General features: G+C 64.7%; 24 protein-coding genes. 9 read left to right on the top strand and 15 right to left on the bottom strand.

What is annotated here, in order from left to right:
• Positions 1-2: 2 nt before the first annotated feature.
• The 11 genes from XH96_RS20080 to pncA all read right to left on the bottom strand — a co-directional run bounded on the left by XH96_RS20080 (position 3) and on the right by pncA (position 12,426).
• The gene (locus XH96_RS20080) at positions 3-863 is read right to left on the bottom strand and encodes an ABC transporter permease (protein WP_194393948.1); all 861 of its coding nucleotides are present in this window, start codon (positions 861-863) and stop codon (positions 3-5) included.
• Complete coding sequence (locus tag XH96_RS20075; RefSeq protein ID WP_194393947.1) at positions 860-1,789, bottom strand: ABC transporter permease; 930 nt, start codon at positions 1,787-1,789, stop codon at positions 860-862. Before XH96_RS20075 ends, XH96_RS20080 begins: the two co-directional genes overlap by 4 nt.
• On the bottom strand, positions 1,789-2,775 hold the full coding sequence (locus XH96_RS20070) for an ABC transporter ATP-binding protein (protein WP_194393946.1): 987 nt from the start codon (positions 2,773-2,775) through the stop codon (positions 1,789-1,791). The genes XH96_RS20075 and XH96_RS20070 overlap by 1 nt, the downstream gene beginning before the upstream one ends.
• Positions 2,772-3,755 (bottom strand): ABC transporter ATP-binding protein, encoded by a 984-nt coding sequence (locus XH96_RS20065; RefSeq protein WP_194393945.1) that lies wholly within the window; start codon positions 3,753-3,755, stop codon positions 2,772-2,774. Before XH96_RS20065 ends, XH96_RS20070 begins: the two co-directional genes overlap by 4 nt.
• 1 nt (position 3,756) lies before the next feature.
• Complete coding sequence (locus XH96_RS20060; protein ID WP_194393944.1) at positions 3,757-5,394, bottom strand: ABC transporter substrate-binding protein; 1,638 nt, start codon at positions 5,392-5,394, stop codon at positions 3,757-3,759.
• Between the two features lie 29 nt (positions 5,395-5,423).
• Positions 5,424-6,239 carry a sugar phosphate isomerase/epimerase gene (locus XH96_RS20055; protein WP_194393943.1) on the bottom strand — a complete coding sequence of 272 codons (816 nt, stop codon included), beginning with the start codon at positions 6,237-6,239 and terminating at the stop codon, positions 5,424-5,426.
• A gap of 453 nt (positions 6,240-6,692) precedes the next feature.
• Positions 6,693-7,961, bottom strand: coding sequence for a DUF1236 domain-containing protein (locus tag XH96_RS20050; RefSeq protein ID WP_194393942.1), 1,269 nt, complete (start codon positions 7,959-7,961; stop codon positions 6,693-6,695).
• Between the two features lie 102 nt (positions 7,962-8,063).
• The gene (locus XH96_RS20045) at positions 8,064-8,447 is read right to left on the bottom strand and encodes a GrlR family regulatory protein (protein WP_194393941.1); all 384 of its coding nucleotides are present in this window, start codon (positions 8,445-8,447) and stop codon (positions 8,064-8,066) included.
• 36 nt (positions 8,448-8,483) lie between these two features.
• Positions 8,484-10,517: an NAD(+) synthase gene (locus XH96_RS20040; protein WP_194393940.1), complete on the bottom strand. Its 2,034-nt coding sequence runs from the start codon at positions 10,515-10,517 to the stop codon at positions 8,484-8,486.
• A 150-nt stretch (positions 10,518-10,667) separates the two neighbouring features.
• Positions 10,668-11,783 carry an alpha/beta fold hydrolase gene (locus XH96_RS20035; protein WP_194393939.1) on the bottom strand — a complete coding sequence of 372 codons (1,116 nt, stop codon included), beginning with the start codon at positions 11,781-11,783 and terminating at the stop codon, positions 10,668-10,670.
• 16 nt (positions 11,784-11,799) lie between these two features.
• Positions 11,800-12,426 carry a bifunctional nicotinamidase/pyrazinamidase gene (gene pncA, locus XH96_RS20030; RefSeq protein WP_194393938.1) on the bottom strand — a complete coding sequence of 209 codons (627 nt, stop codon included), beginning with the start codon at positions 12,424-12,426 and terminating at the stop codon, positions 11,800-11,802.
• Between the two features lie 266 nt (positions 12,427-12,692).
• On the opposite strand from pncA, the gene glk reads away from it, so the two are divergent.
• Positions 12,693-13,664: a glucokinase gene (glk, locus tag XH96_RS20025; RefSeq protein ID WP_194393937.1), complete on the top strand. Its 972-nt coding sequence runs from the start codon at positions 12,693-12,695 to the stop codon at positions 13,662-13,664.
• Between the two features lie 146 nt (positions 13,665-13,810).
• Entirely contained in the window at positions 13,811-14,014 is a 204-nt protein-coding gene (locus tag XH96_RS20020; protein ID WP_194393936.1) for a hypothetical protein, read from the top strand.
• Between the two features lie 44 nt (positions 14,015-14,058).
• Here the strand turns inward: XH96_RS20020 and XH96_RS20015 are convergent, their stop codons facing one another.
• Complete coding sequence (locus XH96_RS20015) at positions 14,059-14,436, bottom strand: response regulator (RefSeq protein WP_194393935.1); 378 nt, start codon at positions 14,434-14,436, stop codon at positions 14,059-14,061.
• 111 nt (positions 14,437-14,547) lie between these two features.
• Complete coding sequence (locus XH96_RS20010) at positions 14,548-15,330, bottom strand: Spy/CpxP family protein refolding chaperone (protein ID WP_194393934.1); 783 nt, start codon at positions 15,328-15,330, stop codon at positions 14,548-14,550.
• A 479-nt stretch (positions 15,331-15,809) separates the two neighbouring features.
• Here XH96_RS20010 and XH96_RS20005 point away from each other — a divergent pair, with 479 nt between their 5' ends.
• The 6 genes from XH96_RS20005 (at position 15,810) to XH96_RS19980 (ending at position 21,923) form a co-directional block, all read left to right on the top strand.
• Positions 15,810-17,150, top strand: a complete 1,341-nt coding sequence (locus XH96_RS20005; RefSeq protein ID WP_194393933.1) for an ABC transporter substrate-binding protein — start codon at positions 15,810-15,812, stop codon at positions 17,148-17,150.
• 125 nt (positions 17,151-17,275) lie between these two features.
• Entirely contained in the window at positions 17,276-18,214 is a 939-nt protein-coding gene (locus XH96_RS20000; RefSeq protein ID WP_194393932.1) for a carbohydrate ABC transporter permease, read from the top strand.
• Positions 18,214-19,125, top strand: a complete 912-nt coding sequence (locus XH96_RS19995; RefSeq protein WP_194393931.1) for a carbohydrate ABC transporter permease — start codon at positions 18,214-18,216, stop codon at positions 19,123-19,125. The genes XH96_RS20000 and XH96_RS19995 overlap by 1 nt, the downstream gene beginning before the upstream one ends.
• A 6-nt stretch (positions 19,126-19,131) precedes the next feature.
• Positions 19,132-20,232 (top strand): ABC transporter ATP-binding protein, encoded by a 1,101-nt coding sequence (locus tag XH96_RS19990; RefSeq protein WP_194393930.1) that lies wholly within the window; start codon positions 19,132-19,134, stop codon positions 20,230-20,232.
• A 34-nt stretch (positions 20,233-20,266) separates the two neighbouring features.
• Positions 20,267-21,256, top strand: coding sequence for a hydroxyacid dehydrogenase (locus tag XH96_RS19985; RefSeq protein WP_194393929.1), 990 nt, complete (start codon positions 20,267-20,269; stop codon positions 21,254-21,256).
• A 169-nt stretch (positions 21,257-21,425) separates the two neighbouring features.
• The gene (locus XH96_RS19980) at positions 21,426-21,923 is read left to right on the top strand and encodes a hypothetical protein (protein ID WP_194393928.1); all 498 of its coding nucleotides are present in this window, start codon (positions 21,426-21,428) and stop codon (positions 21,921-21,923) included.
• A 65-nt stretch (positions 21,924-21,988) separates the two neighbouring features.
• On the opposite strand, the gene XH96_RS19975 is transcribed toward XH96_RS19980, so the two are convergent.
• Entirely contained in the window at positions 21,989-22,486 is a 498-nt protein-coding gene (locus XH96_RS19975) for a DUF1993 family protein (protein WP_194393927.1), read from the bottom strand.
• A 114-nt stretch (positions 22,487-22,600) separates the two neighbouring features.
• Here XH96_RS19975 and XH96_RS19970 point away from each other — a divergent pair, with 114 nt between their 5' ends.
• Positions 22,601-23,383 (top strand): transporter substrate-binding domain-containing protein, encoded by a 783-nt coding sequence (locus XH96_RS19970; protein WP_194393926.1) that lies wholly within the window; start codon positions 22,601-22,603, stop codon positions 23,381-23,383.
• 28 nt (positions 23,384-23,411) lie between these two features.
• Here XH96_RS19970 and XH96_RS19965 read toward each other — a convergent pair whose 3' ends face one another.
• A complete protein-coding gene (locus tag XH96_RS19965) occupies positions 23,412-24,206 on the bottom strand; it encodes an alpha/beta hydrolase family protein (protein ID WP_371740150.1) in 795 nt (264 codons plus the stop codon).
• Between the last annotated feature and the right edge of the window lie 132 nt (positions 24,207-24,338).

Genomic DNA, 24,338 nt, shown 5'->3' with positions numbered 1-24,338 from the left:
ATTTACTGCAGCGTCGGATCGAGCCGGTCGCGCAGCCAGTCGCCGATCACGGAGACCGCCAGCGTGGTGACGACGATCGTGGCGGCCGGCGCCAGCATGATCCAGGGCGCCCTGGTCAGATATTCCCGGCCGTAGCCGACCATGTTGCCGAGGCTGGTCATTGGCGGCTGCACGCCCAGGCCGAGGAAGGACAGCCCGGATTCCATCAGGATCACCTCGGGGAAGACCAGCGTGGTCGAGACGATCAGGGTCGAGGCGATGTTGGGCAGGATGTGGCGGAGATAAATCCGCGACGGCGTCGCCCCCAGCTGGCGCACCGCCGCCGCATAGCCTTGCGCATTGGCGGAGATGGCCAGGCCCCGCGCGATGCGAGCATAGCGCTCCCAGCCGAACATGCCCATCAGGCCGATCAGGAGCGGCAGCGAATTGCCGAAGAAGGCGAGCACGGCCAGCGCCATGATCAGGAACGGCATGCTGGCCTGGAAGTCGGTCAGCATCAGCACGAGCTGCTCCACGGCGCCACGGAAATGCGCGGCGAGGAAGCCCAGCGTTGTGCCGACGATCGCCGAGATCGCGGTGGCGCCGAAGGCGATCAGCAGCGAGATACGGATGGAAACCAGAAGCCGCGACAGCACGTCCCGGCCGAGCTCATCGGTGCCCAGCCAGTGCGCGGCATTGCCGGGCGCCGCCAGCCGGTTGCGCAGATCGAGCTGGGTGAAGCCGTAAGGCGCGATCTTTTCCGCGAATGCCGCGATCACCAGCATCGCGACGATCCAGCCGACCGCGAGCGCGACCGAGACCGGGATGGCGGGCAGGCTGATGCGGCGCCGCAAGGCGGTATCCTTCAACGTGGCGTCGGTCATGCGTGCGCTCCCTTGGTGCGCAGCCGCGGGTCGAGGAAGCCGTAGACGAAGTCGACGATCAGGTTGGACGTCACCATGGTCATCGCGACCAACAACAGGATGCACTGCACGACCGCGAGATCGCGATTGGCGACGGCGACCACGAGCAGGCGCCCTACCCCCGGCCAGGCGAACACGCTCTCGACCACGACCGCGCCCGCGATCAGCGTGCCCACCATGAAGCCGAGAATGGTGACGGTCGGGATCGCCGCATTCGGCAGCGCATGCGACGTCACCACCCTGCGCCACGGCACGCCCTTGGCCGAGGCGGTCCGGATATAGGGCTGGCCCAGCACCTCCAGCATCGCGCTGCGGGTGAAGCGCGCCAGCACCGCAGCGCCGCCAAGGCTAAGGGTTGCGATCGGCAGGATGGCGTGGCGCCAGCTGTCCTGCCCGCCCGACGGCAGCCAGCCGAGCTGCACGGCAAAGACCAGCACCAGCAGCAGCGCCAGCACGAAGCTCGGCACCGTGAAGCCGGCGACCGCCGTCATCATCACGGCGCGGTCGATCGCGGAGCCGCGATGCAGCGCGGCGTAGATGCCGGCGGGAACGCCGAGTGCGACCTTGAAGAAGAAGGCGGGCAAGGTCAGCGCCAGCGTTGCTGGAATCCGCTCCAGCACCAGCTCGATCGCCGGCCGGCCATCGCGCATGGAGCGGCCGAGCTCGCCCTTGGCGATGGCGCCGAAGTAATCGAGATACTGGAACCAGATGGGATCATCGAGGCCCCAGGCCTTGCGGAAGGCGGCCAGCACCTCGGGCGGCGCCTCCGGCCCCAGAATCATCAGCGCGGGATCGCCGGAGAGGCGAAGCACGACGAAGGCGAAGGTGACGACGAGCACGATCGTCAGCGCCGCGCGCCCGATCCGAATGGCGAAATAGCGTCCCATCAGGCTGCGTCCCGTGTCGCGGCGCCCGCGACGAGATGACAGGCGACCTGCCTGTTGCCGCCGACGGCCGCGAGTGCCGGCACCTCGCTCGCACAGCGCGCGATGGCGCGCGGGCAGCGCGGGTGGAAGGCGCAGCCGCTCGGCCGTGCCGCCGGGTTCGGCGGATCGCCCGACAGGACGATGCGGCCGGCGCTGCGGCGGCCCGGTGCCGGCGATGCGGAGACCAGCGCCTGGGTGTAGGGATGCTCGGGCCGCGCGAACAGGTCGTCGGCGCTGCCGATCTCGACGATGCGGCCGAGATACATCACGGCAACGACAGTGCTGATCTGCCTGACGACGCGCAGATCGTGGCTGATGAACAGCAGCGTCAGCGAAAGTTGGGCCTGCAGATCGGCGAGCAGGTTCACCACCTGCGCCTGGATCGAGACGTCGAGTGCGCTCACCGGCTCGTCGCAGACCAAGAAATTAGGCTTGGTGGCGAGCGCCCGCGCCAGCACGATGCGTTGGCGCTGGCCGCCGGACAGTGCGCCCGGATAGCGCGCACCATGCGCCGGCGTCAGCTCGACGGCGCGCAGCAACTCGCGGACGCGATCCTCGCGCTCGGCGGGCGTGCCGAGGCCATGAATGTCCAGCGGCTCGCGGATTTGCGTCGCCACCGGCAGGCGCCGGTCCAGCGCGCCGAGCGGATCCTGGAAGATCATCTGCATGCGTGCCCGCTGCGCGCGCCAGGCGGCCGTCCCGGGAGCAGCCATCGGCTTGCCCTGGAAGCGCACCTCGCCTCCATCGGGCGGCTCGAGGCCGAGCACGATACGCCCCGTGGTCGACTTGCCCGAGCCGGACTCGCCGACGAGCCCCAGCGTCTCGCCCTTGGCGATCGTGAGCGACACACCATCGACCGCGTGCACGGCCGTGCTGCGGCCGAACATTCCGGAACGCATGGCATAGCTGCGCGAGACCGCAGACACCTCGACGAGCGGCGGACTCATTCGGCCGCGACCCCAAGCAGCGCGCGGCGCGAGGCCTCGGCGCGGATGCAGGCGACGCTGCGGTCATCCGCGATCGGCGCCAGGCTGGGAGCGGCAAGGCCGCACGGTTCGGCCGCCAGCGTGCAGCGCGGCGCGAAGGCGCAGCCATCAGGCATGTGCGCCGGATCAGGCACCGTCCCGGGAATGGCGGTGAGACGCCGACGCGGTCCATCGAGCGGCGGGAGCGCGCCGATGAGGCCTTGCGCATAGGGATGCACGGGATCGGCGAACAGCTGGTTGCTGGGCGCCTGCTCGACGATGCGGCCAGCATACATCACCGCAACACGGTCGCAATTCTCGGCGACGACGCCGAGATCGTGGCTGATCAGCACCATCGCCATGCCGAGCTCGCGGCGGACGGTGGAGAGCAGCTCCAGGATCTGGGCCTGGATGGTGGCATCGAGCGCCGTCGTCGGTTCATCCGCGATCAGGAGATCGGGATTTCCGGCGAGCGCCATCGCGATCATGATGCGCTGGATCTGGCCGCCGGAGAATTCGTGCGGATAGGCTTCGAGCCGCCGGCCTGCGTCGGGAATGCCGACGAGATCGAGCAGCCGGCGCGCTTCCGCCTTCACGCCGTTGCCTTGGAGATCACGATGCAGGGCCAATGCTTCGCAGAGTTGCTTGCGGATGGTCAGCACCGGGTTGAGCGCGCTCGCCGGATCCTGGAAGATCATGGCAATGCGTCCGCCCCGCACGCGATCGAGTTCGGCAGCCGACGCGCCGAGGATCTCTCGTCCCTCGAGCCGCACCGAGCCGGAGACCTGGGCATGGCGCGGCAGGAGGCCCAGCGCGCCGAGCCATGTGACCGACTTGCCCGACCCGGACTCGCCGACGAGGCCGAGAGCCTCGCCCTTCTCCAAGGCGAGATCGACGCCGCGCAGGACCGGCACGCCGCCGAAGGCGACGCTCAAGCCTGCAATGCTGACCAGCTGCGGCACGTCAGGCCTCGAAATTGCCGACGCGGAAATCCATCGCGAAGGCGGGAGATGCCTTCCACTTGATCGATTTCGGCTTGGCGGTGAAAGTCGCGTTCTGGTGCAGCACCGTGTAGGCGGGGTCTTCGCGCTCGGCGATCTCCAGCATCCGGCGGAACGCCTTCTTGCGCGCGGCGCGGTCGGTCGAGGTCTCCAGGAACTCCGAGAGCTTGTTCAGCTCGACATTGGTCCATTCGCCGATCTGCTGCTGCTGGCCATTCGGCCCATGCTGGGCGACCAGCGAGGATACGGGATCGTTGAACGCGGCCGAGTTCGACCAGTCGCGGACGGCGCGCGCGGGTCCACGCTCCATGATCTGCGACCAGTTCTCCTTGGTCTCGATCTGCACGTTGAGCCCGACCGACTTCCACATCTCGACCAGGATCTGCGCGGTCGCGACCTGGTTGGTGTAGTAATTGTTGAGCAGGCGATAGGGAATCGGATCGCCCTTGTAATTGGCCTGCTTGAGCAGATCCTGCGCAAGCTTGGGATCATACGCGGGCACGCTCCAGTCGGCATTGAACATGTCACCGTAGAATTCCCACTGCAGGCCCTTCGGCACGCGCGTGCGGCCGGCCCACAGGCTGTCGACGATGGCCTGGCGGTCGATCGCATGGGTGAACGCGCGCCGCACAAGCGGATTGGCAAGCACGGCATGATTCTTGTCGAACACGGTCAGGCGGTGATTGAGGATGGTGCCGCCCTGCACTTCGAATGCGGCGTTCTTCTCGATGCCGGCGATCTGGTCCGGCGGGATATCGCAGGCGAACTGGTATTCGCCCGACAACAGGCCGTTGATGCGGCTCGCGACTTCAGGCACTTCGAGGAACCGGATGCGCTTGAGCGGCGGACGGCCGCCCCAATATTCGTCGTGGGCTTCGAGCGTGAGCGAGACGTCGGGCTTGAGCTCGACGACCTTGTAGGGGCCGGTGGTGATCGGCTTGCGCGCCCAGTCGAGATAGCTCGCGGACTCATCCCAGGCGCGGCGGTTCATGATGTCGGAGCCGTAGCGCGACAGCCGGCCCTCGATGGTGACGTCGGGCGTCGCGTTGTAGAAGCGCACGGTGTACTTGTCGACGGCATCGACGCGCACGAGGTCCGGCCAGATGCGGCGGGCGACGGCCGGCACATCCGGCGGCAGCTCTTTGCCCGGCCGCGGCGTCGGGACCTTCTCGAACGCCTTGATGGTGGATCGGTTCTTGGCCTCGGTCTCGCCGAACATGCGTTCGCGGCTGAAGGTGAAGACGACGTCGTCCGCCGTCAGCTCGTCGCCATTGTGGAACTTGACCCCCTGGCGCAGCTTCACCTCGACGGTCTGATCGTCGATGCGGCGCCATTCGGTGGCAAGGCCGGGCACGGCTTCGAGATTGCCACGCCAGTTCTTGGAGATCAGGCCTTCCCAGACCGAGGAGAAGAATACGCGCTCGCCGACATTGGACTGCTCGCGCAGCACGTCGAGCACGTTCGAGTTGGTGACCTTCTGCACGGCGATCGTGACCGACGGACGGTTGTCGCCTTGCGCGATCGCAAAGCGCGGGAGCAGCAGCGTGCTCGCGGCAACGCCGCCGGATTTCAGGATGCTGCGACGGGTAAGCTTGCTCATGATGATGACCCTGCCCTTTGTAATGACGGTTATTCGGCGAGGCCGAGCGCGGCGAGATGGGCGGCGCCGGCGCGGACGTCGTCGTGATTGCGGAGCTCGAGGATCAACCGCGGATTTGACGTCAGGCGGCCAAGGGCGCGGAACACGGCCACCCACGGGATATTGCCTTCACCCGGCGCCCAGTGCCGGTCGGCAAAGCCGTCGGTGTCCTGGAGGTGCACGTGCGTGAGCATGTCGCCGGCGGTCTCGACGTAATAGTCGACCGGCGGCGCGCCGGTGGAGATGTGCGCGTAGTTGGCGTGCCCGGTGTCGAGCGAGACGCGGACCTTGCTGCTTTCGAGCGCCCTGGCAAGGCGCACACGGTCGCGCGGATCCTTGTCCTCGATGTTCTCGATGACGATCTCGCAGCCGATGGTTTCAGCGCGCGCAATCACCTCGGCGAGCGTCGCCTTGACGCGTTCGACGATGTTGCCGCGGTTATCGGGATAGAGATCGAGATTGTTGTGATCCCAGGTGGTGAACGGCGAGTGGATCACCATCTGCGTCGCGCCGAGGAACTCGGCGGCATCCAGCCCTTGAAGCAGGCGCTTGGTCACCGCCTGACGGATCATCGGATCGTGGCTGTCGATCTTGAATCCCCAGAACGGGCCGTGGATGCCGAGCCGGCCGGTATGGCCGGAAAGCATCTGCTTGATCTCGCCCGCCGTGCTCCGCCAATCGCTGTCGAGCAGATCGGCGCGGAAAAAATCCTGGATCTCGAGATCGCGCTGCCGTTCGAGAAGCCAGTCGCGATGCGCGGGGATCGATTTGATGGACAATGCGGCGCCCAGCACCGGCTTCGACATGGCTTGCTCCTTGACCGTCGGCGATGACGGGAGCAGCGCTAGACCAGTTCAATGACAGGCCCGTGAATGTGTCTTCGGCGGCGCTGACGAGATGTGGACATCCTGCGCATTGCAAGCAACGATGTTGAGCAGCGGTGCTGCCGTCAATGCAGGCATCTGCAGATTCCCGCAGCAGCAAGTTCGATCGTGTCCGTAGTGATCCGGATTTGAATCCTATCCAGATCTCGCGTACATCGCGCGACATCGATCGGCGGCACTTCAAGAGGCATCACCTTCTGATCGCGCACCTCGGGGTTGGGGGACCACATGGGGCGGGGGATCTAAGGCTGGGGCAAGGTGACGAGGTCCGGACTCCTAGGCACTCCGGACCTCGAAACTTTCGACATCGAACGCAATCGCGCCGCCCGGCTGGTTTCTGCCGGGCGGCGCGTTGTCGTTTCAGCGTCGTCGCAGTCAGCGCGTCTGCGGCTCGATCGTCACGGTGCAGTCGCCCTGCCCTTGCGTTGCGACCACGATGTTGCCCGCGGGAGCGCCGAGCGCGATCGGCGCGGACGAGCCGCCGTCGGGCATCTGGACCGTCACGCTCAAGGAATCGGTGCGCGCAGTCGAGCCAACGGTCGAGGGTTCCGCTTGGGCGACATTGCCCGAGGCGTCACGCCGCATGATCTGGCAGTTCAAAGGGCTTCCGCCGGCCGCCGCCATGCTCGACGAGGCGCTGCCGCCCATTTGTGCACGCGCCCGCGACGGATCGCGGGGCACCTGGCTGACGATGCGATGCGTCCGGGGCTCGACAATGACCACCTCGTCGTCCGTTGCGAAATATTCGTAGTCCCGATATTCGGGCTCGATCGAGACGATCTCGGGCGGCAGCCGGTGGAGACGCACGCGCGGCGGAATCGTCTCGCCGATCCGGATCGAAATGTTCAGATTGCGCTCCGGCTGCGCGAGGCGTGTGCGGCTCATCGTTTCGGAGATCCGCACCTGCTTCTCGGTCGTCACCTGGGCCTGCTGATTGACCTGCGTGTTGGTCTGGGTGGCTTGATTGGCCTGATTGGTCTGCGTGCCCGATGTGCCGGGTGCGGTCTGCGCATTGCCGGCCGGAGCCGTCCGGCTCATATCCGTCGCGGTGGTCGGCCGGTTGGTCTGTTGTGCTGGCTGCTGTTGCTCGGCGGCATTGCGCGGCGGCTGAGCCTGGTTGCGCTCGTTCTGGTTGGCCGCAGCTCCCGCGCGCTCGTTCTGCTGGCCAGTTGGAGCGGTCCTGGACTTCTCGGACTCGGCCGTTGATTTCTGCGGCGCTGACTTGTCCTGCTTCGTCTCCGCGCTGCTCTTGCCGCTGTCGCGTCCCGGCTTCGCGCTCTCAGCCTCGCGGTTGCGATCGCGTGAAGGTTCGCGAGCGTCTCGTGCCTGATCCTTCGCCTTCGGTTGATCTCGCTCGGCAGAAGGGGGCGGCTGGCGCTTGTCGTCGTCGGCCTCGCGCCTGGCCGCGCCGCCTTTGTCCTCGCGTCCCGCTCCCTGCAGTCTCTCCTGAGCGCCCTGCGCACGTTCTTGAACGCGCTCTTGAGCGCCTTGGGCGGGGCCACCGCGCTGCGGCGCGGCGCCTTTCGCCGGTTCCTCGGTTCGTTTCGGCTCGTCCCTTCGCTCACCCGGCGCCTGAGCGTAGGCTAAACCGGATGCGAGCATGAGTCCGATGGCCGCAGTCGATAGCATCAAGTGTTTACGCATGGTCCCTCTCCTCAACAATTCGCAACAACAGACGCGAACGTTCTGTCCTAGCGAAGGTTCCTGAGCAGGAACGTGGCGTTTAGTAAGCAGATCAGGCCGCGCTCACATCGCATCCTTGAGAGTCAGTCGCGCCGTGAACGTCACGCTGGTCTTGCCGACCAGTGCCATGCCTTCGACTTCCGCACCGCCGGGAAAATAGTCGCCGGAAAAGCCGCAGGTGACCTCCCTGCCGCCGAATGCAAGCGTCCTGCCGACCGCCTCGGTGTGCTGGTTGACGACCAAGTCGCCACGCCACTTGCCGTTCCGGAAGGTGTAACTGCCGGTGTAATAAAAATAGCTGTCGCCGCCCATGATGCGGCCGTCGCAGAGCACGACCACGCCTCTCGCCCGCCCGCGCTTGCCATCGCGCATTTCGATGTCGAAGATGTAGAGGCCGTTGGTGACCTTGGCCTCCTCGCTCGTTTGCGCCCCATCTCCGGTCGACATCGATCGTCTCCCAACAATGCCGATCGGCCGCGCCGATCAGTCCGGCACGTTCCTTTCGAGATCCTCGAGCCAAGCGGCCGCACTCGAATCCGACGGCGCACGCCAGTCGCCGCGCGGCGACAGCGAGCCCCCGGCCGAGACCTTCGGCCCGTTCGGCATGGCCGAGCGCTTGAACTGGCTGAACGCGAAGAAGCGGCGCAGGAACACTTCCAGCCAGCGGCAGATCTCCGGCAGATCATAGGCCTTGCGCCGATCATTCGGGAATGCTGGCGGCCACTCGCCCTTGGCAACGTCCTTCCACGCCTGGAAAGCCATGAAGGCGATCTTGGACGGCCGCATGCCGAAGCGCAGCGTGTAGAACAGGTTGAAGTCCTGCAGCTCGTAAGGCCCGACGGACGCTTCCGTGCTCTGCGGCTTCTCGCCGGGCTGCACCGGCACCAGCTCGGGCGATATTTCGGCGGCCAGGATCGAGCCAAGTGTCCGATTGACGTCGTCGCTGAACTGCCTGGATGCGATCACCCAGCGGATCAGGTGCTGGATCAGCGTCTTCGGCACGCCCGCATTGACGTTGTAGTGCGCCATCTGGTCGCCGACACCATAGGTGCACCAACCCAGCGCGAGTTCGGAGAGATCGCCGGTTCCGATGACGATGCCGCCGTGATGGTTGGCGAGCCGGAACAGGTAATCGGTCCGAAGGCCCGCCTGCACGTTCTCGAAGGTGACGTCGTAAACCTTCTCGCCCTTGCCGAAGGGATGACCGATGTCCTTCAGCATCTGGGTTGCGGTGGTGCGGATATCGAGCTCCTGCCAGCTCGTCCGCAACGCCTGCATCAGTGCCAGCGCATGGGACTTGCTCTCGCTGCCGGTGGCAAAACCCGGCATGGTGTAGGCCAGGATGTTCTCGCGCGGCAGGCCGAGCAGATCGATCGCCTTGGCGGCCACGATCAGTGCATGGGTGGAATCGAGCCCGCCGGATACGCCGATCACGACGCGCTTGGTACCAGTCGCGCGCATGCGCTGCACCAGCCCGGCGACCTGGATGTTGTAGGCCTCGTAGCAGTCCTGCTCGAGCAGGCTCTCGTCGCTCGGCACGAACGGAAAGCGCTCGACCTTGCGCAGGAAGCCGATGTCAGCGGCTGGCGGCTTCAGCGCGAATGTCACTTTGCGGTAGAAGGCCTCGCGCTGCCGGCGGTTGTCGTCGAACGTTCCCATCAGGGCGCGTTCCTGCCTGAGCAGGTCGAGATCAACGTCGGCCAGCGTGATCTGGCCGCCCTGGCGGAATCGCTCGCCCTCGGCCAGCAGCACGCCGTTCTCGAAGATCGAGGTCTGGCCGTCCCAGGCGAGATCCGTGGTCGATTCCCCAACCCCGGCGGCCGAATAGACGTAGGCCGCGAGGCAGCGCGCCGACGTCGATTGGCACAGCAGCGCGCGCGAGCGCGCACGGCCGATCGTGATCGGGCTCCCGGAAAGATTGATCAGAACACTCGCACCCGCGAGCGCGAGCTCCGAAGCCGGCGTCACCGGGATCCACATGTCCTCGCAGATCTCGACGCCGATAGTGAGGCCCGGAACGTCCTCGGCGGCGAACAGGAGATCCACGCCGAACGGGGCCTGCAGGCCGCCGAAGGTGATCGTCTCGCCGGCGATGCCGGCGCCGGAGGCGAAATGCCGTCCCTCATAGAACTCGCGGTAGGTCGGCAGGTAAGATTTCGGCACCACGCCGAGGACGTTGCCGCGATGGATGACGACAGCGCAGTTGTAGATGCGATGACCAAAGCGTAGCGGCGCCCCGACGATCAGGACCGTCATCAGCCCCGCGGAGGCTTCAACGATCGCGGCGAGCCCGCGCTCGACGGCATCGAGCAACGGATCCTGCTTGACCAGATCCTCGATCGCATAGCCAGACAGGCACAGCTCGGGGAAAACCGCGACCGCCGCCGACTGCTCGTGGCAGGCATCGGCCGCTGCCAGGACAGCCTTGGCGTTGGCCGTGGGATCGGCGACATGGGACGTGGTGACACAGGCCGCCACGCGCGCAAATCCGTGAGCGTAGATCGAGTGGAAAGTCATCGAGCGCCGTACCCTTAAATCTCTACAATCTCTTCGCTGGCGAAGCCGTTCAGCCCCGGATCCTATGTAGCCCATCGACCGGGTCCCGTGCGAGCCATCCGCCGGCATGCATAACGGACCTGCAGCGCGGCCCGCCCGGCCCCGGCGAGCTCAGGCGCTGCGGGCCAGCACGCCGGGCAGATCGTCGCGCAGCCATCCGGCGATCCGGCGCCAGACATGCGCGTGGGTGCGCGCTCCCATGAACAGTCCAAGATGATTGCTCGGCTCGGAAGCCGCCGCAATGAAGGCTGGCGGTGTGCCGACAAGCCCGGCGGTGGCGAGTGCTTGCGTCGCAGGCACCACATCGTCGTCGAGCCCGGCGAGCAGGAAGATCGGCGCCACGACGTCCTTCAGATGAATCGGGCGGCCGAGCGCGACAAATCTGTCCCCGGCAATCCGGTTCTCCCGGAAAATCCCGTTGACGATCTCGAGATAGTAAGTGCCCGGCAGATTGAGCGTCTCGGCGTTCCAGCGGTCGAAGCGCGCGAGCAGCGCGATGCCCTGCTCATCCGAGAGATCCCGCTGCAATGCCGCCACGATATCGTCGCGGCTCGGCGCCTTGGACCAGAAGTGCAACATCTCCTCGCCGCTGACATTGCCGCCGCCGCGCGAAACGAGCTGGTCGTAGACCAGCTCGGGCGCGTTGCGGGCGAGGCGGGAAAGCGAGGAATCGATCGACAAGTCCACGGGCGCACCGACCAGGACCAGCCGCCGCACCTTGGCTGGAAAGCGCGCCGCGTAGAGCAGCGACAGCCATCCGCCCTGGCAAAGGCCGACGAGATCGACCGGCGCACCGATCTCGTCGATGGCGACGTTGAGGTCGGCGAGATAGCTGTCGATCGAGAGATAGCGCATGCTCGGGGTGGCCGACCGCCAGTCGGTGACATAGACCCTGTCGACACCGCCCTCTTGCAGCGACTGCACCACGCTATGGCCTGGCGCGAAATCAGCGATCAGGGCCCGATGCAGCGCATAGGGGGCGCAGACCAGCGCCGGCTGGCCGGACCGGGTCCGCGAGCAATCGCGCAGCTGCATCGTTGCGAGCTCCAGGGCAACGCTGTTGGGCGTCGTCCATGGCAGGCTGCTCTCACCCTGCTTCGCGGGTCCGCGCTCCAGCCACCAGAAGCAGGCATCCATGGCCAGCTGCGCCGCCGCAAACGGCCACAGCCGTGGATCGTCAGGGGCATGCCCTGGTCCACGTGGCTGTTTGGCGGTCCTCTCCACCATGGCTACCTCTATATCCTCACAGGAACGCCTCGAGGCTGACAACAGCGATGCCGCGGTCCCTGAAACTTTGATGTGTCGCGGCCACCGAGCCGTCGAGATCGATGCCACGGCAGGCATCCTCGATGACGGCCACCTCCAACCCCGCCTTACGCGCATCCTCCGCCGAGAAGCGAACGCAGAAGTCCAGCGCCAGACCGGCGACAAAGACGGTCTTCAGCTCGCGTTCGCGCAAATAGCCGAGCAGTCCTGTCGGCGTCCGATGGTCGTTCTCGAACAGCGCCGAATAGGAATCGATGCCACGGCGAAAGCCCTTGCGCACCACGAGGCCAGCCCGCGTCACGTCGAGATCGCGATGAAATTCGGCGCCCGCCGTGCCTTGCACGCAATGCGCCGGCCATAGCACCTGCGTGCCGTAGTCGAGCTCGATGGCCTGGAACGGCTGCTTGCCCGCATGGTTCGACGCGAACGAGACATGGTCGCTCGGATGCCAGTCCTGGGTCAGCACCACATTGGCGAATTTTTGGGCGATCCGATTGATGGCAGGGACGACCTTCTCGCCACTGGGAACGGCGAGGGCTCCGCCGGTACAGAAGTCGTTCTGCACGTCGATCACCAGCAACACGTCACGGTCGGAAATCTTCATTGCAAGGCCCCACTCGATCCGCCCGGCGTCGGCGCCGGACGCTCCTTCCCAATGTCGATCTTCCGGCGCAGCTTAGCAACCACCGACCGCGTGCGGCGATACCGGGCTGACGGCCGGGATTTGCCTAGAATGCAACGGTTTGACCTTGTCCGTGTTGACTAGGAACAACCAAGCGAGGATTCTCAGACCGTCCGCGGTTTGCGGATCGGATCAGGAACGGAGGCGAAGGTTCCCGAGGGCCGCAAGGCCGCGGAAGCCGCAGGGCTATGGGCATCGGCAAGTCAGGAACCATTCTTCTCGCCGATATCGGCGGCACAAATGCGCGATTTGCGCTGAACCGGAACGATCAGACCGGACCGATCGACTACGTGAAGGTCGCCGACTTCCCGACCGTACGAGAAGCCATCGCGGATGTCCTGGCGGGCCGGTCAGGCGGCGAGCAGCCCCAAAGAGCGGTGCTGGCCGTGGCGGGTCCCGTCACCAACAACCGCTGCGTCATGACCAACAGCCCCTGGGTCATCGACGGCAACGAGCTGCAGCCCGCGCTCGGCTTCGACAGCGTGCATGTGCTGAACGACTTCGAGGTGGTGGCCTGGTCCCTGCCCGCCTTGCAGCCTGCCGATCTGATTCCGCTCGGCGGAGGCGATGGCCTGCCCGGAGAGCCGTTGCTGGTCGTCGGGCCCGGAACCGGCTTTGGTGTCTCCTGCCTGATCGAACGCCATGGTTCGCGACTGGCCGTCGTCACTGAGGCCGGACATGCGACCCTGCCGGCGGAGAATGAGCGCGAGGAACGCGTGATCGCCTGCTTGCGCCGGCGCCTAGGCCATGTCTCCATCGAACGTGGCGCCCTCTCGGGCTCCGGACTGCAGAACCTCTATGAAGCCTTGGGCGAGATCGATGGCGTACAGGTGCCGCACCGCGATGCCGCTGCCATCACCAAGGCTGCGCTTGAGGGCAGCTGTCCCGTCAGCCGCGCGACGCTGGAGATGTTTTGCGCCATCCTTGGCTCGGTTGCCGGCAATCTCGCGGTGACCTTCGGCGCGCGCGGCGGCGTCTATATCGCCGGCGGAATCGTGCCGCGCTTTCGCGAGTTCCTCGCGGCCTCCGCGTTCCGGGCACGCTTTGAAGCGAAGGGACGCTTCCAGGATTATCTGCGCAACATCCCGACCAGGCTCGTGATCAAGCCCGATGCGAGCTTCGTCGGCCTGAAGATGTTTGCCGACCACACTGCGGATTGACGGACGATCACGCTCCGCTGCCGGCGCGTTCCAGTAATTCACAGATGATTCAGCACGCGCCCGGTTCCAGCCCGGAACGTGCTTGCGTGCATGTTTCAGATGCGAAACAATCTCCCCGTGTGTGGCGTAGTTGCGGGGGGCGTGACATGCGTAAGCAGGATCTGGGTTTCGACTATCACCGCTATCACCGTCTGCTGAGCGAAGCGGACAGCGAAGACAAGCGGCTGGCCCTGATCGAACTCCTGATCGAGGAAAAGGCGCGCGACCGGCTGGCTGCTCAGCGCGCGTCGGATCGCGCAGCCATGACGGCCCACACCATCGCCAGGGTGCTGAGGAACGGTCGCAACTGAGCCGGCAAAATCACCTTGTGGCCGTGCGCGTCGGGCGAGATCGGTCAGCCCAGAGTTTTGGTTGACGGCTCGGGAAACATCGAATCGATCATCGCCTTGAGCTGATCCATAGCGATCGGTTTGCGCAGGATCGGCCTGCGCCGGAGCAAGGACGGCAGCAGTTCCGGGCCGTAGCCTGTGGCGAACAGAAACGGTTTTCCGCGACGTTCGATCAGGTCGGCGACGGGATCGACGTAGACGCCCATGAGATTGATGTCGAGGATGGCCATGTCGTATTGCGCGGTCATGGCAAAGGCGCTGGCGTCGCGCACATTGTCCGCTTCCGCGACGACGTGGTGGCCGAGTTCCGCCACCATGTCGGCCATCATCATCCGGATCAACGCCTCGTCTTCGACCAGGAAAACGGAGAGTCCGTCCGCCATATCAACCCCGCAGTCAGCTTACGAAGCTAACCATAACCGAATTGCGGGGAGGATTCACGAATTCGTGGCGGGCGCCGTTAATTCAACCGCGCCCGGACCGATTCAACTTGATCAGTCCAGTCCCCGCTCGTGACTGAGGTGCACCATCTCCTGAATGAAGACCTGCTTCTGCTTGTCGTCGAGGCTCGAATAAAGCGGCTCGGCGGCGTCGGCAACGTTGCGCTGGTCGGCGGCGCGATCAATCAGGAACTGGGCCTCGTTGCGCATCTGCTCGATGATGTCGTCGGGCGGATCCCGCTTGGCCCGCGCAACCCTCAAGTTGAGCCGCTCTGCACCATTATGCCCGAGGTAGTGCATCGCACTCGAGAAGCCGTACCAGTGCTTCTCCTGTTCCGGCGTGAGGTTCAGCTGGGTCTTGATCCGCTCGATGTAGGAATCGCTGTTGGCGACGATCTGTTCGGCGGTCAGCTGCGGCGTGCCGGGCTGGGTGAGAACCGTGACGTCCTTGCCCTTGTCTTGCGGCGCGTTCTTCGCCTCTTTGGTCGCCTTGGCGCCCTTACCCGGCTTGGCACTCTTGGCATCCTTGTCCTTGGCTGCGCCTTGCTGCTTGGCGTCCTTGCTGGACTCCCTGGCGGCCGGCGGAGGATTGCCGCCGTTGTTATTGCCGACGCCGAGCACGCCCGTGAAGACGCCAACCACGCCGCCGATTGCGCCGCCGAGCACGCCACCGACCGGACCTGCGGCCTTGTTCCCGGCCGCAGCGCCTTCCTGAACCCCTTTGACCAATCCCTGAGCATTCGCCCAAGTCGCTGCACCGAGCAACAGCGCGAGCATGGACCCCAGCGCGAGCCATCGTCGCAGGTAAGGCCGCGCTGGCGGCGCCGCATTGATCATTCTCGTCTCCATCGTCGATCCAATTGGTCTTGGCGGGCGGAAGCAAACCACCAGCTGAACTCTATCGTTTCCAGCGCTTTGCGGTCCAGACACAGCCGAGTGCTGTCCACGCCGGAAAAGTCTGTCGCGCGAAGCGGTTATGCAGGCTTATTCGAAACTGCGGCGTAATTGCGCAACGGATCGTTCCGGGTTGGTCTGTGCGCTGTGTGCGTCGCAAAATGTGCGTTCGCGGTTCACGTTCGACGCATGGCCCTGACATGCAGCGACGCGCGTCTTGGGCCCAACGTTAGTTTTAGACGCGGAGCCGCTCGGCTTTCTCGACAGACGCCATCAATCATGATCTGATCGCGCTACCAATTTGCCCCGGGCGGCGTGAATTTTCACGTCGACCGCCGGCATCAATAAGAAAATTCGAAAACAAGAAACTCAAAAATCTCTCAGAGGAAACTCCAACAACAACACCCAGGCGAGGAAACGAGATGTCACGCAAGACACTGACGCGACGTCAATTTGTGGCTGCCACTGCAATGTCCTCCGCGGCGCTGATCACGGCGCCCTACGTCCGGGGCGCCTACGCCGCCGGCAAGCTCTCGATCGGCTTCTGGGACCATTGGGTTCCGAATGCCAACGACGCCTCCACCGCCATGGTCAAAGCATGGGGCGAAAAAGAGAAGGTCGAAGTCTCGATCGACTACATCACCAGCAACAACAACAAGATCCAACTTACGGTCGCAGCCGAGGCCCAGGCAAAATCCGGTCACGACATCCTGCAGATGCCGACCTGGTGGCCGCACGCCTACGCTGAAAATCTCGAGCCGGTGAACGACGTCATGGAGCCGCTCATCAAGCAGAACGGCGAGGTCAACGGCACCGTCAAATATCTCGGTCAGGCCGGCGGCAAGTGGCTCGCCGTTCCCGCAACCCCGGGAAGCCAGATCAAGGGACCCTGCTCCCGCATCGATCTGATGAAGAAGCATGCCGGCATCGACGTGCAGGAGATGTACCCTGTCGGTGCGCCCGCAAAGGCGGACAATTGGACGTTGGAGACCTTCCTCAAGGCGGCCGAGGCCTGCCACAAGGGCGGCGTGCCATTCGGGATCGGCCTCGGCGAAACCACCGACAGCGTCGACACCGCAGGCGCGATCTTCCAGTCGTTCGGTGCCGAGCTCGTCAACGCCAAGGGCGACGTCACGGTGAAGACCGATGCCGTTCGTCAGGCGCTCGAATACTACAAGAAGCTGATCGCCTTCCTGCCGCCGGACGCTCCGTCCTGGGACGATGCCTCGAACAACAAATGGCTGATCTCGGGCCGCGGCGCGATGATCCTGAATCCGCCGAGCGCCTGGGCGGTCGCAAGGCGCGACGCGCCGCAGATCGCCGAGCAGTGCTGGACGCACGGCATGCCGTCCGGGCCCAAGGGCCGGTTCGCACCCTACCTGCCGTACTTCTGGGGCCTCTGGAGCTTCAGCAAGAACAAGGAAGCGGCCAAGAGCCTCCTCACCTACCTGTCGCAGCCGTCATCGATCGAAAAGTTCGTCGCGGCGAGCGGCGGCTACGATCTGCCCGCCTACGCCAACATGACGACGCTGAAGACCTGGGCGGAGGAAGGGCCGCCGAAGGGGACGCTGTATCACTATCCGAACCCCAACAACCATCAGACGCTGTCGATCGCGGCATCTCCCGCGCCGCCCAAGATCGCGCAGCAGATCTACTTCCAGGCGACGTTGACCAAGATGGCGCTGCGCTATGCGCAGGGCGAAAAGATGGAGGCCACGCTCGCCTGGGCCGAAGGCGAGTGCGAGGGCTTCATGCGGAGTTGATGCCGGGCGTGTGCCAGGCGGTTCACGCTTGAGGCGTGAGCCGCCACGCATCGCGTGCCGCCAATCGAGGAAGCCGGTCGATCGGGCCGGCTTCGCCAGTCGACAATTTCCGAGAAAGCTACGCCATGGCCGATGTCGTCGTTGAGCAAGGTCAAGCGGTCCGTGCGGCGCGCGCGCGCAAGCCGGCCAGCCTTCGCAATGTCCTGGGACGAAAATCGACGGTCGCGTTCTTCCTGACGCTGCCGCTGATCCTGCTGATAGCGCTCCTGGTGCTCTATCCCGCCGTCTACTCCGTCCATCTCGCGACCCTGAACAAGTCGATGCAGAAGTTCGTCGGCTTCGGCAACTTCCTGTTCCTGTTCAAGCGCGACACCTTCTGGATGGTGGTGAAGCAATCCTGCATCTTTGCCGTCACGGCCGTGTTCTTCAAGGCGCTGATCGGATTCATCGTCGCCCATTTCGTACACAACATTCCGGCCAAGGGGCAGCGCAAATGGCGCGGCATGCTGCTGGTGCCCTGGGTGATCCCGCCGGCGATGAGCACGCTGGCGTGGCTGTGGCTGTTCGACCCCTCCTACAGCGCCTTCAACTACACGCTCTCATTCTTCGGCATCGGCCCGATCAACTGGCTCGGCGACAATGTATGGGCTCGCTTTTCCGTCATTCTCGTCAACGTCTGGTACGGCGCGCCGTTCTTCATGATCATGTATCTGGCCGCGTTGAAATCGGTGCCGGACCAGCTCTACGAGGCCGCCGCGATCGACGGCGCCAATTGGTGGCAGAAGATCTGGTATGTCACGCTGCCGATGATGCGGAACATCATCGCGATCACGGCGCTGTTCTCGCTGATCGTGACCTTCGCCAATTTCGACATCGTCCGCATCCTGACCTCGGGTGGCCCGCTTGACCAGACGCATATCTTCGCCACCTGGGCCTTCAAGGTCGGCATCGAAGGCAGCGACATTCCGCTTGGCGCCAGCGTCTCGCTGTTCATGGTGCCGATCCTCGCCATCGCAGCGATTTTCATCCTGCGCGATGTCTCCAAACGCGGGAATGAAGCCTGATGAGCACGCTTGCAATCGACAAGGCCGGACCGTCGCGCAAGGTCAAGTACGGCAGCATGAGCCGGGACCGCGCCTGGGCGTTGCGCTGGTCCTACTTCTTCCTGGTGCTGTTCGCGATCTTCTTCCTGACGCCGCCGATCTACATGCTGATCACCTCGCTCAAGAGCAGCGCGGAAATATCGGCGGCGACAAATCCCTGGTGGGTGTTTCACCCGACCTTGTCGAACTATGTCGAGCTCCTGACCTCCAACCAGTTCCTGCGCTTCTTCTGGAATTCGTCGATCGTCTCGCTCGCAGTCGTCCTCGTGACCATGCTGATCAGCGTTCCCGCGGCGTTTGCACTGGCGCGGATGAAGTTCTGGGGCTCGACGACGCTGGCGACCGGCGTCTTCCTCACCTACCTCATTCCGGACAGCCTGTTGTTCATACCGCTGTTCAAGATGCTGGCGATGGTCCAGGACCTGACCGGCATCACGCTGCTGAACCGATGGTACGTGCTGCTGTTCATCTATCCGACGCTGACGGTGCCGTTCTGCACCTGGATCATGATCGGCTATTTCGCCTCCATTCCGAAGGAGCTGGATGAGGCCGCTCTCATCGACGGCGCCTCCTGGCTGCAGACCCTGACGCGGATCTTCATCCCGGTCGCCCTGCCCGGGCTGATCGCAGCGACCATCTTCGCCTTCACCGTGTCCTGGGCGCAATTCCTCTATCCCCTGGTGTTCACGACGTCTGTCGATCAGCTCGTGCTGCCGGTCGGCATCACCACCACGCTGATCAAGGGCGACGTCTTCAACTGGGGACAGATCATGACCGGCGCGCTGCTGGGCGCTGCGCCGCCGCTGATCATCTACGCCTTCCTGATGGACTATTACATTGCCGGCCTGACCGCCGGCGCGACAAAGGGTTGATGGCTCATGGCTGAAGTTGCTTTGCGGAAGGTAGTCAAGCGTTACGACGATGTCGAAGCCGTGCGCGGCATCGACCTCGACATCGCCGACCATGAGTTCATCGTGCTGGTCGGCCCCTCCGGCTGCGGCAAGTCGACGACGCTGCGCATGATCGCAGGCCTCGAGGACATCAGCGACGGCGACATCATGATCGGCGGCGACGTCGTCAACGACGTGCCGCCAAAGGACCGCGACATCGCGATGGTGTTCCAGAACTACGCGCTCTATCCGCACATGACGGTCGCCGAGAACATGTCGTTCGGGCTGCGCCTGAAGCACTACCCCAAGGCCGAGATCAAGGCACGGGTGACGGAGGCCGCGCGCCTCCTCGACATCACCGACCTGATCGACCGCAAGCCGAAGCAGCTCTCCGGCGGCCAGCGCCAGCGCGTCGCGATGGGCCGGGCCATCGTACGCAACCCGAAGGTCTTCCTGTTCGACGAGCCGCTGTCCAATCTCGACGCCAAGCTCCGCGTGCAGATGCGGATCGAGATCAAGAAAGTGCACCAGAAGGTGCGCACCACCACGGTCTACGTCACCCACGACCAGGTCGAGGCGATGACGCTGGCCGATCGCGTGGTGGTGATGAACAAGGGCCGGATCGAGCAGATCGGCACGCCGAACGAGCTCTACCACAAGCCGGCGACGCGCTTCGTCGCGGGCTTCATCGGCTCGCCGGCGATGAACTTCATTCCGTGCCGTCTCGAGGATGTCGGCGGCAGGCTCCAGATCCGCCTCACCGACCGCATCGCCTTCCCGCTGCCGCCGGCCCGCGCCGCGCGCTACAACGCGCTGCCGCGCACCGACAAGCTGCTGCTGGGGCTCCGGCCCGAGCATCTCACCGAGTCGCACGCGCATCTGGAGCCCGGCGTCGAGACCTTCGACACCGTGCTCGACGTCACCGAGCCGATGGGGATGGAGACGCTGGTCTATTTCGGGCTCGAGGGCACGCCGATCTGCGGCCGCGTCAATCCCAATGCCGGCGCCAAGGACGGGGCACCCATGCGTTTGGCGATGGACCTCAACAATATGCACCTGCTAAACGAGGCAACCGGCGTCGTCTTGTGACGGCCGGACAAGAAACTCGCGCAGGCAGGGGACGATGGGGACCAACAAGAAGAAGATTTTCGTTACACAAACTTTGTCGCAAGGTGCACGCGCCCTCCTCACCCGGCGGGACGATATCGAGCTCGTCGAGTTTGCGAACCTGATCTCGGCGAAGGACTTCGAGGCCTTGTTGAAGAGCCATGCCCCTGTCCACGGCGTGGCCCTTGGCGCAACGGCCTTCGGCGAGACCGAGCTCGAAGCCGCCAGGGACATGAAGGTGGTGACCCGGATCGGCGTCGGCTACGACGCCGTCGACGTGCCCGCCCTCTCCCGCCGCAAGGTGCCGCTGATGGTCGCGGGCAGCGCGAACTCGCCCTCAGTCGCGGAAGCGGCGCTGTTCATGATGCTGACGCTGGCCAAGCGCGCGCAGGAGATGCACGCCTGTGTCAGGGACGGCAAATGGGCCGACCGGCTCGGCATGCTGCCGTTCGACCTCTACGGCAAGACCGTGCTGATCGTCGGCTTCGGCCGCATCGGCAGTCGCACCGCCAAGCGCTGCCTGGCATTCGAAATGAACGTCCAGGTCTACGATCCCTACAAGGAAGCCGCCGAAATCAAGGCCGCCGGCTGCGAGCCCGTCACCGGCCTCGACGCGGCGCTCCCCAACGCCGATTTCGTCACCATCCACTGCCCGAAGACGCCGGAAACCGTTGGTCTGTTCGATGCTGACAGGATCGGGCGGATGAAGCCGAACTCCTACCTCATCAACACCGCGCGCGGCGGCATCGTGAAGGAGGCTGCGTTGTACGACGCCCTGATCTCCGGCAAGCTCGCCGGCGCCGGCATCGACGTGTTCGAGGTCGAGCCGCCGCCGGTCGGCAACGCGCTGTTCGCGCTGCCCAACGTCATCGTCGCCCCGCATGTCGCCGGCGTGACAGTCGAAGCCGTCCAGCGCATGAGCGAGCAGACCGCGCGTAACATCCTGAGTGTGCTCGATGGCGATCCGATCAGGCAGAACGTGATCAACCAGGACGTGCTGGGCTGAGCCGAACTGCGGGCGGGCATCGGATGCGCCCGCCTTCGGAGTGCCAGAAAGCGTCCCATTTTGGTGCAGATCGAGCCCCAACTCAGCCTTAATCAAACGCGCGTAATAAGACCCGCCGCGGCGGCAGTGGGACAGACTGGCCGGCCGCGTCGAGCTGGAGGATGAACCCTTGTCAGAGATCGACCCGACCGACCACGCGCTCGCCACCATCGCCAGCATCCTGGAGCACCCCGAGCCCGTCCTCGTCGTTCGTGAAACCGAAACCATCCGGGAAACCGAAACCATCCGGGAGACCGAGATCGTCGTCGTCGCTGAGGAGCCGTCGGTCGAAGAACATCATGCTGTCGAAGAGCATCCGATGATCGACGAGCAGCCGCTGGTGCCGGAGCACATCGATGCGGATGGCTACAGCAAGGTTGGCCCCGGTCCGATGGTCGCGATCCGCCTCAAATGGACGGTCCATCGCGGCGATGACGGCCAGTTCTACGTCCATGAGACCATCGGAGAGCAATCTGCCCCCGTGGTCAGCGGCCCGATGACGAGCGAGGCCGCCGTGCGCTTCGTTGACGAACGGGAGGACGAGTCACATCGTCGCTTCGAAGAGCTGCGCAGCGAGATCGCCGGCCGAAGTTCGCTCGCCGACTACGAGCGCAAGGGCGAAGCGTAAGGGTTTTCCGTGGCCCGGCATCTCGGTCACCTCTCCCGATGGAGAGGTGACCATCGAGCCTGGCCCTACTTCCTGCCGAGATAATCCTTCTTCACCAGCTCGACGCCGGCGTGCCGCAACAGGTCGTAGGCGGTGGTGACGTGAAAGAAGAACTGCGGGACGCTGAATGTCAGCAGCAGCGTCCGCCCGGTGAAGGGCAGCTCGGTCCCGTTCTTTAACCTGAAGACGACATTCCGTTCCGCAGCCGCGTCGATCTCCGCGCGCGGCAAGCTTTCGATGAACTCGATGGACGTTGCGATGCGCGCCTGAAGACCGGCCATGTCGTGCTCGAGGGCCGGCAGCGCCACCGGCTCGCACTGCGCCAGCAAGGCCGGCGCGACCACCGCATGACGACAGGCTTCGCCGACCTGCTGCGCCAGATCGTACATGTTCGGCGCAAGGCGCATGCCGAGCAGAACCGTCGGATTGAACTTACGGGCCTCCGCATGGGCGCCGCCCTTGTCGAGCAGCGCTGACAGGTTGCGCAAATAAGGCACGAAGAGGCCGACTGAGGCCTCGTACATCGAGATCGTCACCTCTGGATTCCCTTCAATTCTGCCTCGCCAGCGACGGGCATCTGGTCTAAATCCACCGCTCAAGGGCTGCACAATGACAGCTCGGGCATGGGTGGAAAAGAGATGATCGTTCGGTTGTGGACGGCTTTGGCCGTGGCGTTGCTGCTGAATGTCCCGGCGCAGGCACAGCAGGCCGTGCCCTCGCGCCTCGACGAGATCGTCAACCGCGGCACGCTCCGCATCGGCATGACCGGCGACTACAAGCCCTTCACCTATCTGGACAAGACCACGCAGCAGTTCAGCGGCTTCGACGTCGACATGGCGCAGGCCCTCGGCAAGGCGCTCGGCGTCAAGGTCGAATTCGTGCCCACCGCGTGGCCTAAGCTGATGAAGGATTTCGAGGCCGACCAGTTCGACATCGCCATGGGCGGGGTCTCGGTGACGCTCGACCGGCAGAAGAAAGGCTTGTTCTCCACACCGATCATGCGCGAGGGCAAGACCCCGATCGCGCGCTGCTCCGATGTCGGCAAATACCAGACGCTTCCCGACATCGACAAGAAGGGCACCCGCATCATCGTCAATCCCGGCGGCACCAACGAGCGCTTCGCGCGAGCCAACATCAGGGATGCCGAGATCACTGTCTTCGCCGACAACACCGTGATCTTCGATGAAATTGCCAAGGGCAACGCCGACCTGATGATGACCGACGCGTCCGAAACCCGCTACCAGCAGAAGCAGCATGCCGGCGTGCTCTGCGCGGTGCATCCCGAAAAGCCGTTCGACTTCTCCGAGAAGGCTTATTGGCTCCAGCGCGACATGGCGCTGAAAGCCTTCGTCGACCAATGGCTGCACATCTCCATGGAGGACGGCAGCTACAAGAAAATCTACGCCGCCTGGTTCGACTAGCTGATGCACTCGCGGCGTGCGCCCGTCGTCACTCCAAGTGCGCGCGGAAAAAGGCGACAGCCGCGGCATTGAACTCGTTGTGAAACGCGGTGCGATCGAAGCCTGGCGGATCGGTGCACAGGATTGGCGCCATCTCTGCGAGTTTGGGCGGACATGGAGTAATGAAGGAGAAATGTGCGGAGTTCGGCACGGTCCGATAGTCGGGCCGTACGGGTAGCAGCGGTACCAGCAAATCGATTGCTTCGGGCGCGACGCCGTCGCCACCGAGCGCGGAACGCCACAGCAGCAGTGGGATTGTCACGTTGGCTAGGCGCTCACGACTGAAGAGGCCCTCAAAGAGGGGCGGATCCGCCAATATCGCGGCTCTCACGCGAGGATCGTGGACCGCCGGCGCGGTCGGCAGGCGGCCCTCGCGAATATCCCGACATTTCGGCGTTGTGGTCCCCTCGCAGAGCGCAGCCAGAGCGCCGAAATCGGGATTGCCGCCGATTACCACGAGACCGGTATAGGCACCGCGTGAAAATCCAAACAGGCCGACCTGCTGCGGGTCCAGTACCGCAGCTTGCTTCCAGGCACCGAGCATGAAATTCGTGAGGCGCTTCATGTCGGCGGGGCGTTCGACCAACACAGAGAATTCATCAGTCCGGCTACTGTCCCTAGCGGTGTCGCCCGGATGGTTGACGGTGGCAACTACGAAGCCGGCGTCGGCCAACGCAGCCGCGGTGTCACTATGCGACAAAAACGAGCCGCGCCGCCCGTGCGAGATGACAATCAGCGGCAGCCGATTGCCCGAAACCGGACAATCCTTGACGCCTGGAACCACGACCCCGCCCCCCAGCGGGACCTCAGACTGCGGCGCCGCGCACGGTGTCCACACCATCCCCCTGAGCGCTGGCCCACGGGCATCGGCCGGCACTTCGAGAAAGCTCAACCCAGCCGCTTGCGCCAGCGTCGC

This window comes from Bradyrhizobium sp. CCBAU 51765, from assembly GCF_015291725.1.
GTDB lineage: Bacteria > Pseudomonadota > Alphaproteobacteria > Rhizobiales > Xanthobacteraceae > Bradyrhizobium > Bradyrhizobium liaoningense.
This window is presented reverse-complemented; position numbering and strand designations above follow the sequence as displayed.

Excerpts from the sequence above, each read along its gene's own strand:
- XH96_RS20015 (WP_194393935.1), bottom strand. The coding sequence starts at position 14,436 with ATGGCGGACGGACTCTCCGTTTTCCTGGTCGAAGACGAGGCGTTGATC.
- XH96_RS20010 (WP_194393934.1), bottom strand. The coding sequence starts at position 15,330 with ATGATCAATGCGGCGCCGCCAGCGCGGCCTTACCTGCGACGATGGCTC.
- XH96_RS20020 (WP_194393936.1), top strand. The coding sequence starts at position 13,811 with ATGCGTAAGCAGGATCTGGGTTTCGACTATCACCGCTATCACCGTCTG.
- XH96_RS20045 (WP_194393941.1), bottom strand. The coding sequence starts at position 8,447 with ATGTCGACCGGAGATGGGGCGCAAACGAGCGAGGAGGCCAAGGTCACC.
- XH96_RS20040 (WP_194393940.1), bottom strand. The coding sequence starts at position 10,517 with ATGACTTTCCACTCGATCTACGCTCACGGATTTGCGCGCGTGGCGGCC.
- XH96_RS19990 (WP_194393930.1), top strand. The coding sequence starts at position 19,132 with ATGGCTGAAGTTGCTTTGCGGAAGGTAGTCAAGCGTTACGACGATGTC.
- XH96_RS20035 (WP_194393939.1), bottom strand. The coding sequence starts at position 11,783 with ATGGTGGAGAGGACCGCCAAACAGCCACGTGGACCAGGGCATGCCCCT.
- XH96_RS20005 (WP_194393933.1), top strand. The coding sequence starts at position 15,810 with ATGTCACGCAAGACACTGACGCGACGTCAATTTGTGGCTGCCACTGCA.
- glk (WP_194393937.1), top strand. The coding sequence starts at position 12,693 with ATGGGCATCGGCAAGTCAGGAACCATTCTTCTCGCCGATATCGGCGGC.
- XH96_RS19975 (WP_194393927.1), bottom strand. The coding sequence starts at position 22,486 with ATGTACGAGGCCTCAGTCGGCCTCTTCGTGCCTTATTTGCGCAACCTG.
- XH96_RS20070 (WP_194393946.1), bottom strand. The coding sequence starts at position 2,775 with ATGAGTCCGCCGCTCGTCGAGGTGTCTGCGGTCTCGCGCAGCTATGCC.
- XH96_RS20055 (WP_194393943.1), bottom strand. The coding sequence starts at position 6,239 with ATGTCGAAGCCGGTGCTGGGCGCCGCATTGTCCATCAAATCGATCCCC.
- XH96_RS19985 (WP_194393929.1), top strand. The coding sequence starts at position 20,267 with ATGGGGACCAACAAGAAGAAGATTTTCGTTACACAAACTTTGTCGCAA.
- XH96_RS20080 (WP_194393948.1), bottom strand. The coding sequence starts at position 863 with ATGACCGACGCCACGTTGAAGGATACCGCCTTGCGGCGCCGCATCAGC.
- XH96_RS20060 (WP_194393944.1), bottom strand. The coding sequence starts at position 5,394 with ATGAGCAAGCTTACCCGTCGCAGCATCCTGAAATCCGGCGGCGTTGCC.
- XH96_RS20075 (WP_194393947.1), bottom strand. The coding sequence starts at position 1,789 with ATGGGACGCTATTTCGCCATTCGGATCGGGCGCGCGGCGCTGACGATC.
- XH96_RS19995 (WP_194393931.1), top strand. The coding sequence starts at position 18,214 with ATGAGCACGCTTGCAATCGACAAGGCCGGACCGTCGCGCAAGGTCAAG.
- XH96_RS20000 (WP_194393932.1), top strand. The coding sequence starts at position 17,276 with ATGGCCGATGTCGTCGTTGAGCAAGGTCAAGCGGTCCGTGCGGCGCGC.
- XH96_RS19970 (WP_194393926.1), top strand. The coding sequence starts at position 22,601 with ATGATCGTTCGGTTGTGGACGGCTTTGGCCGTGGCGTTGCTGCTGAAT.
- pncA (WP_194393938.1), bottom strand. The coding sequence starts at position 12,426 with ATGAAGATTTCCGACCGTGACGTGTTGCTGGTGATCGACGTGCAGAAC.
- XH96_RS20050 (WP_194393942.1), bottom strand. The coding sequence starts at position 7,961 with ATGCGTAAACACTTGATGCTATCGACTGCGGCCATCGGACTCATGCTC.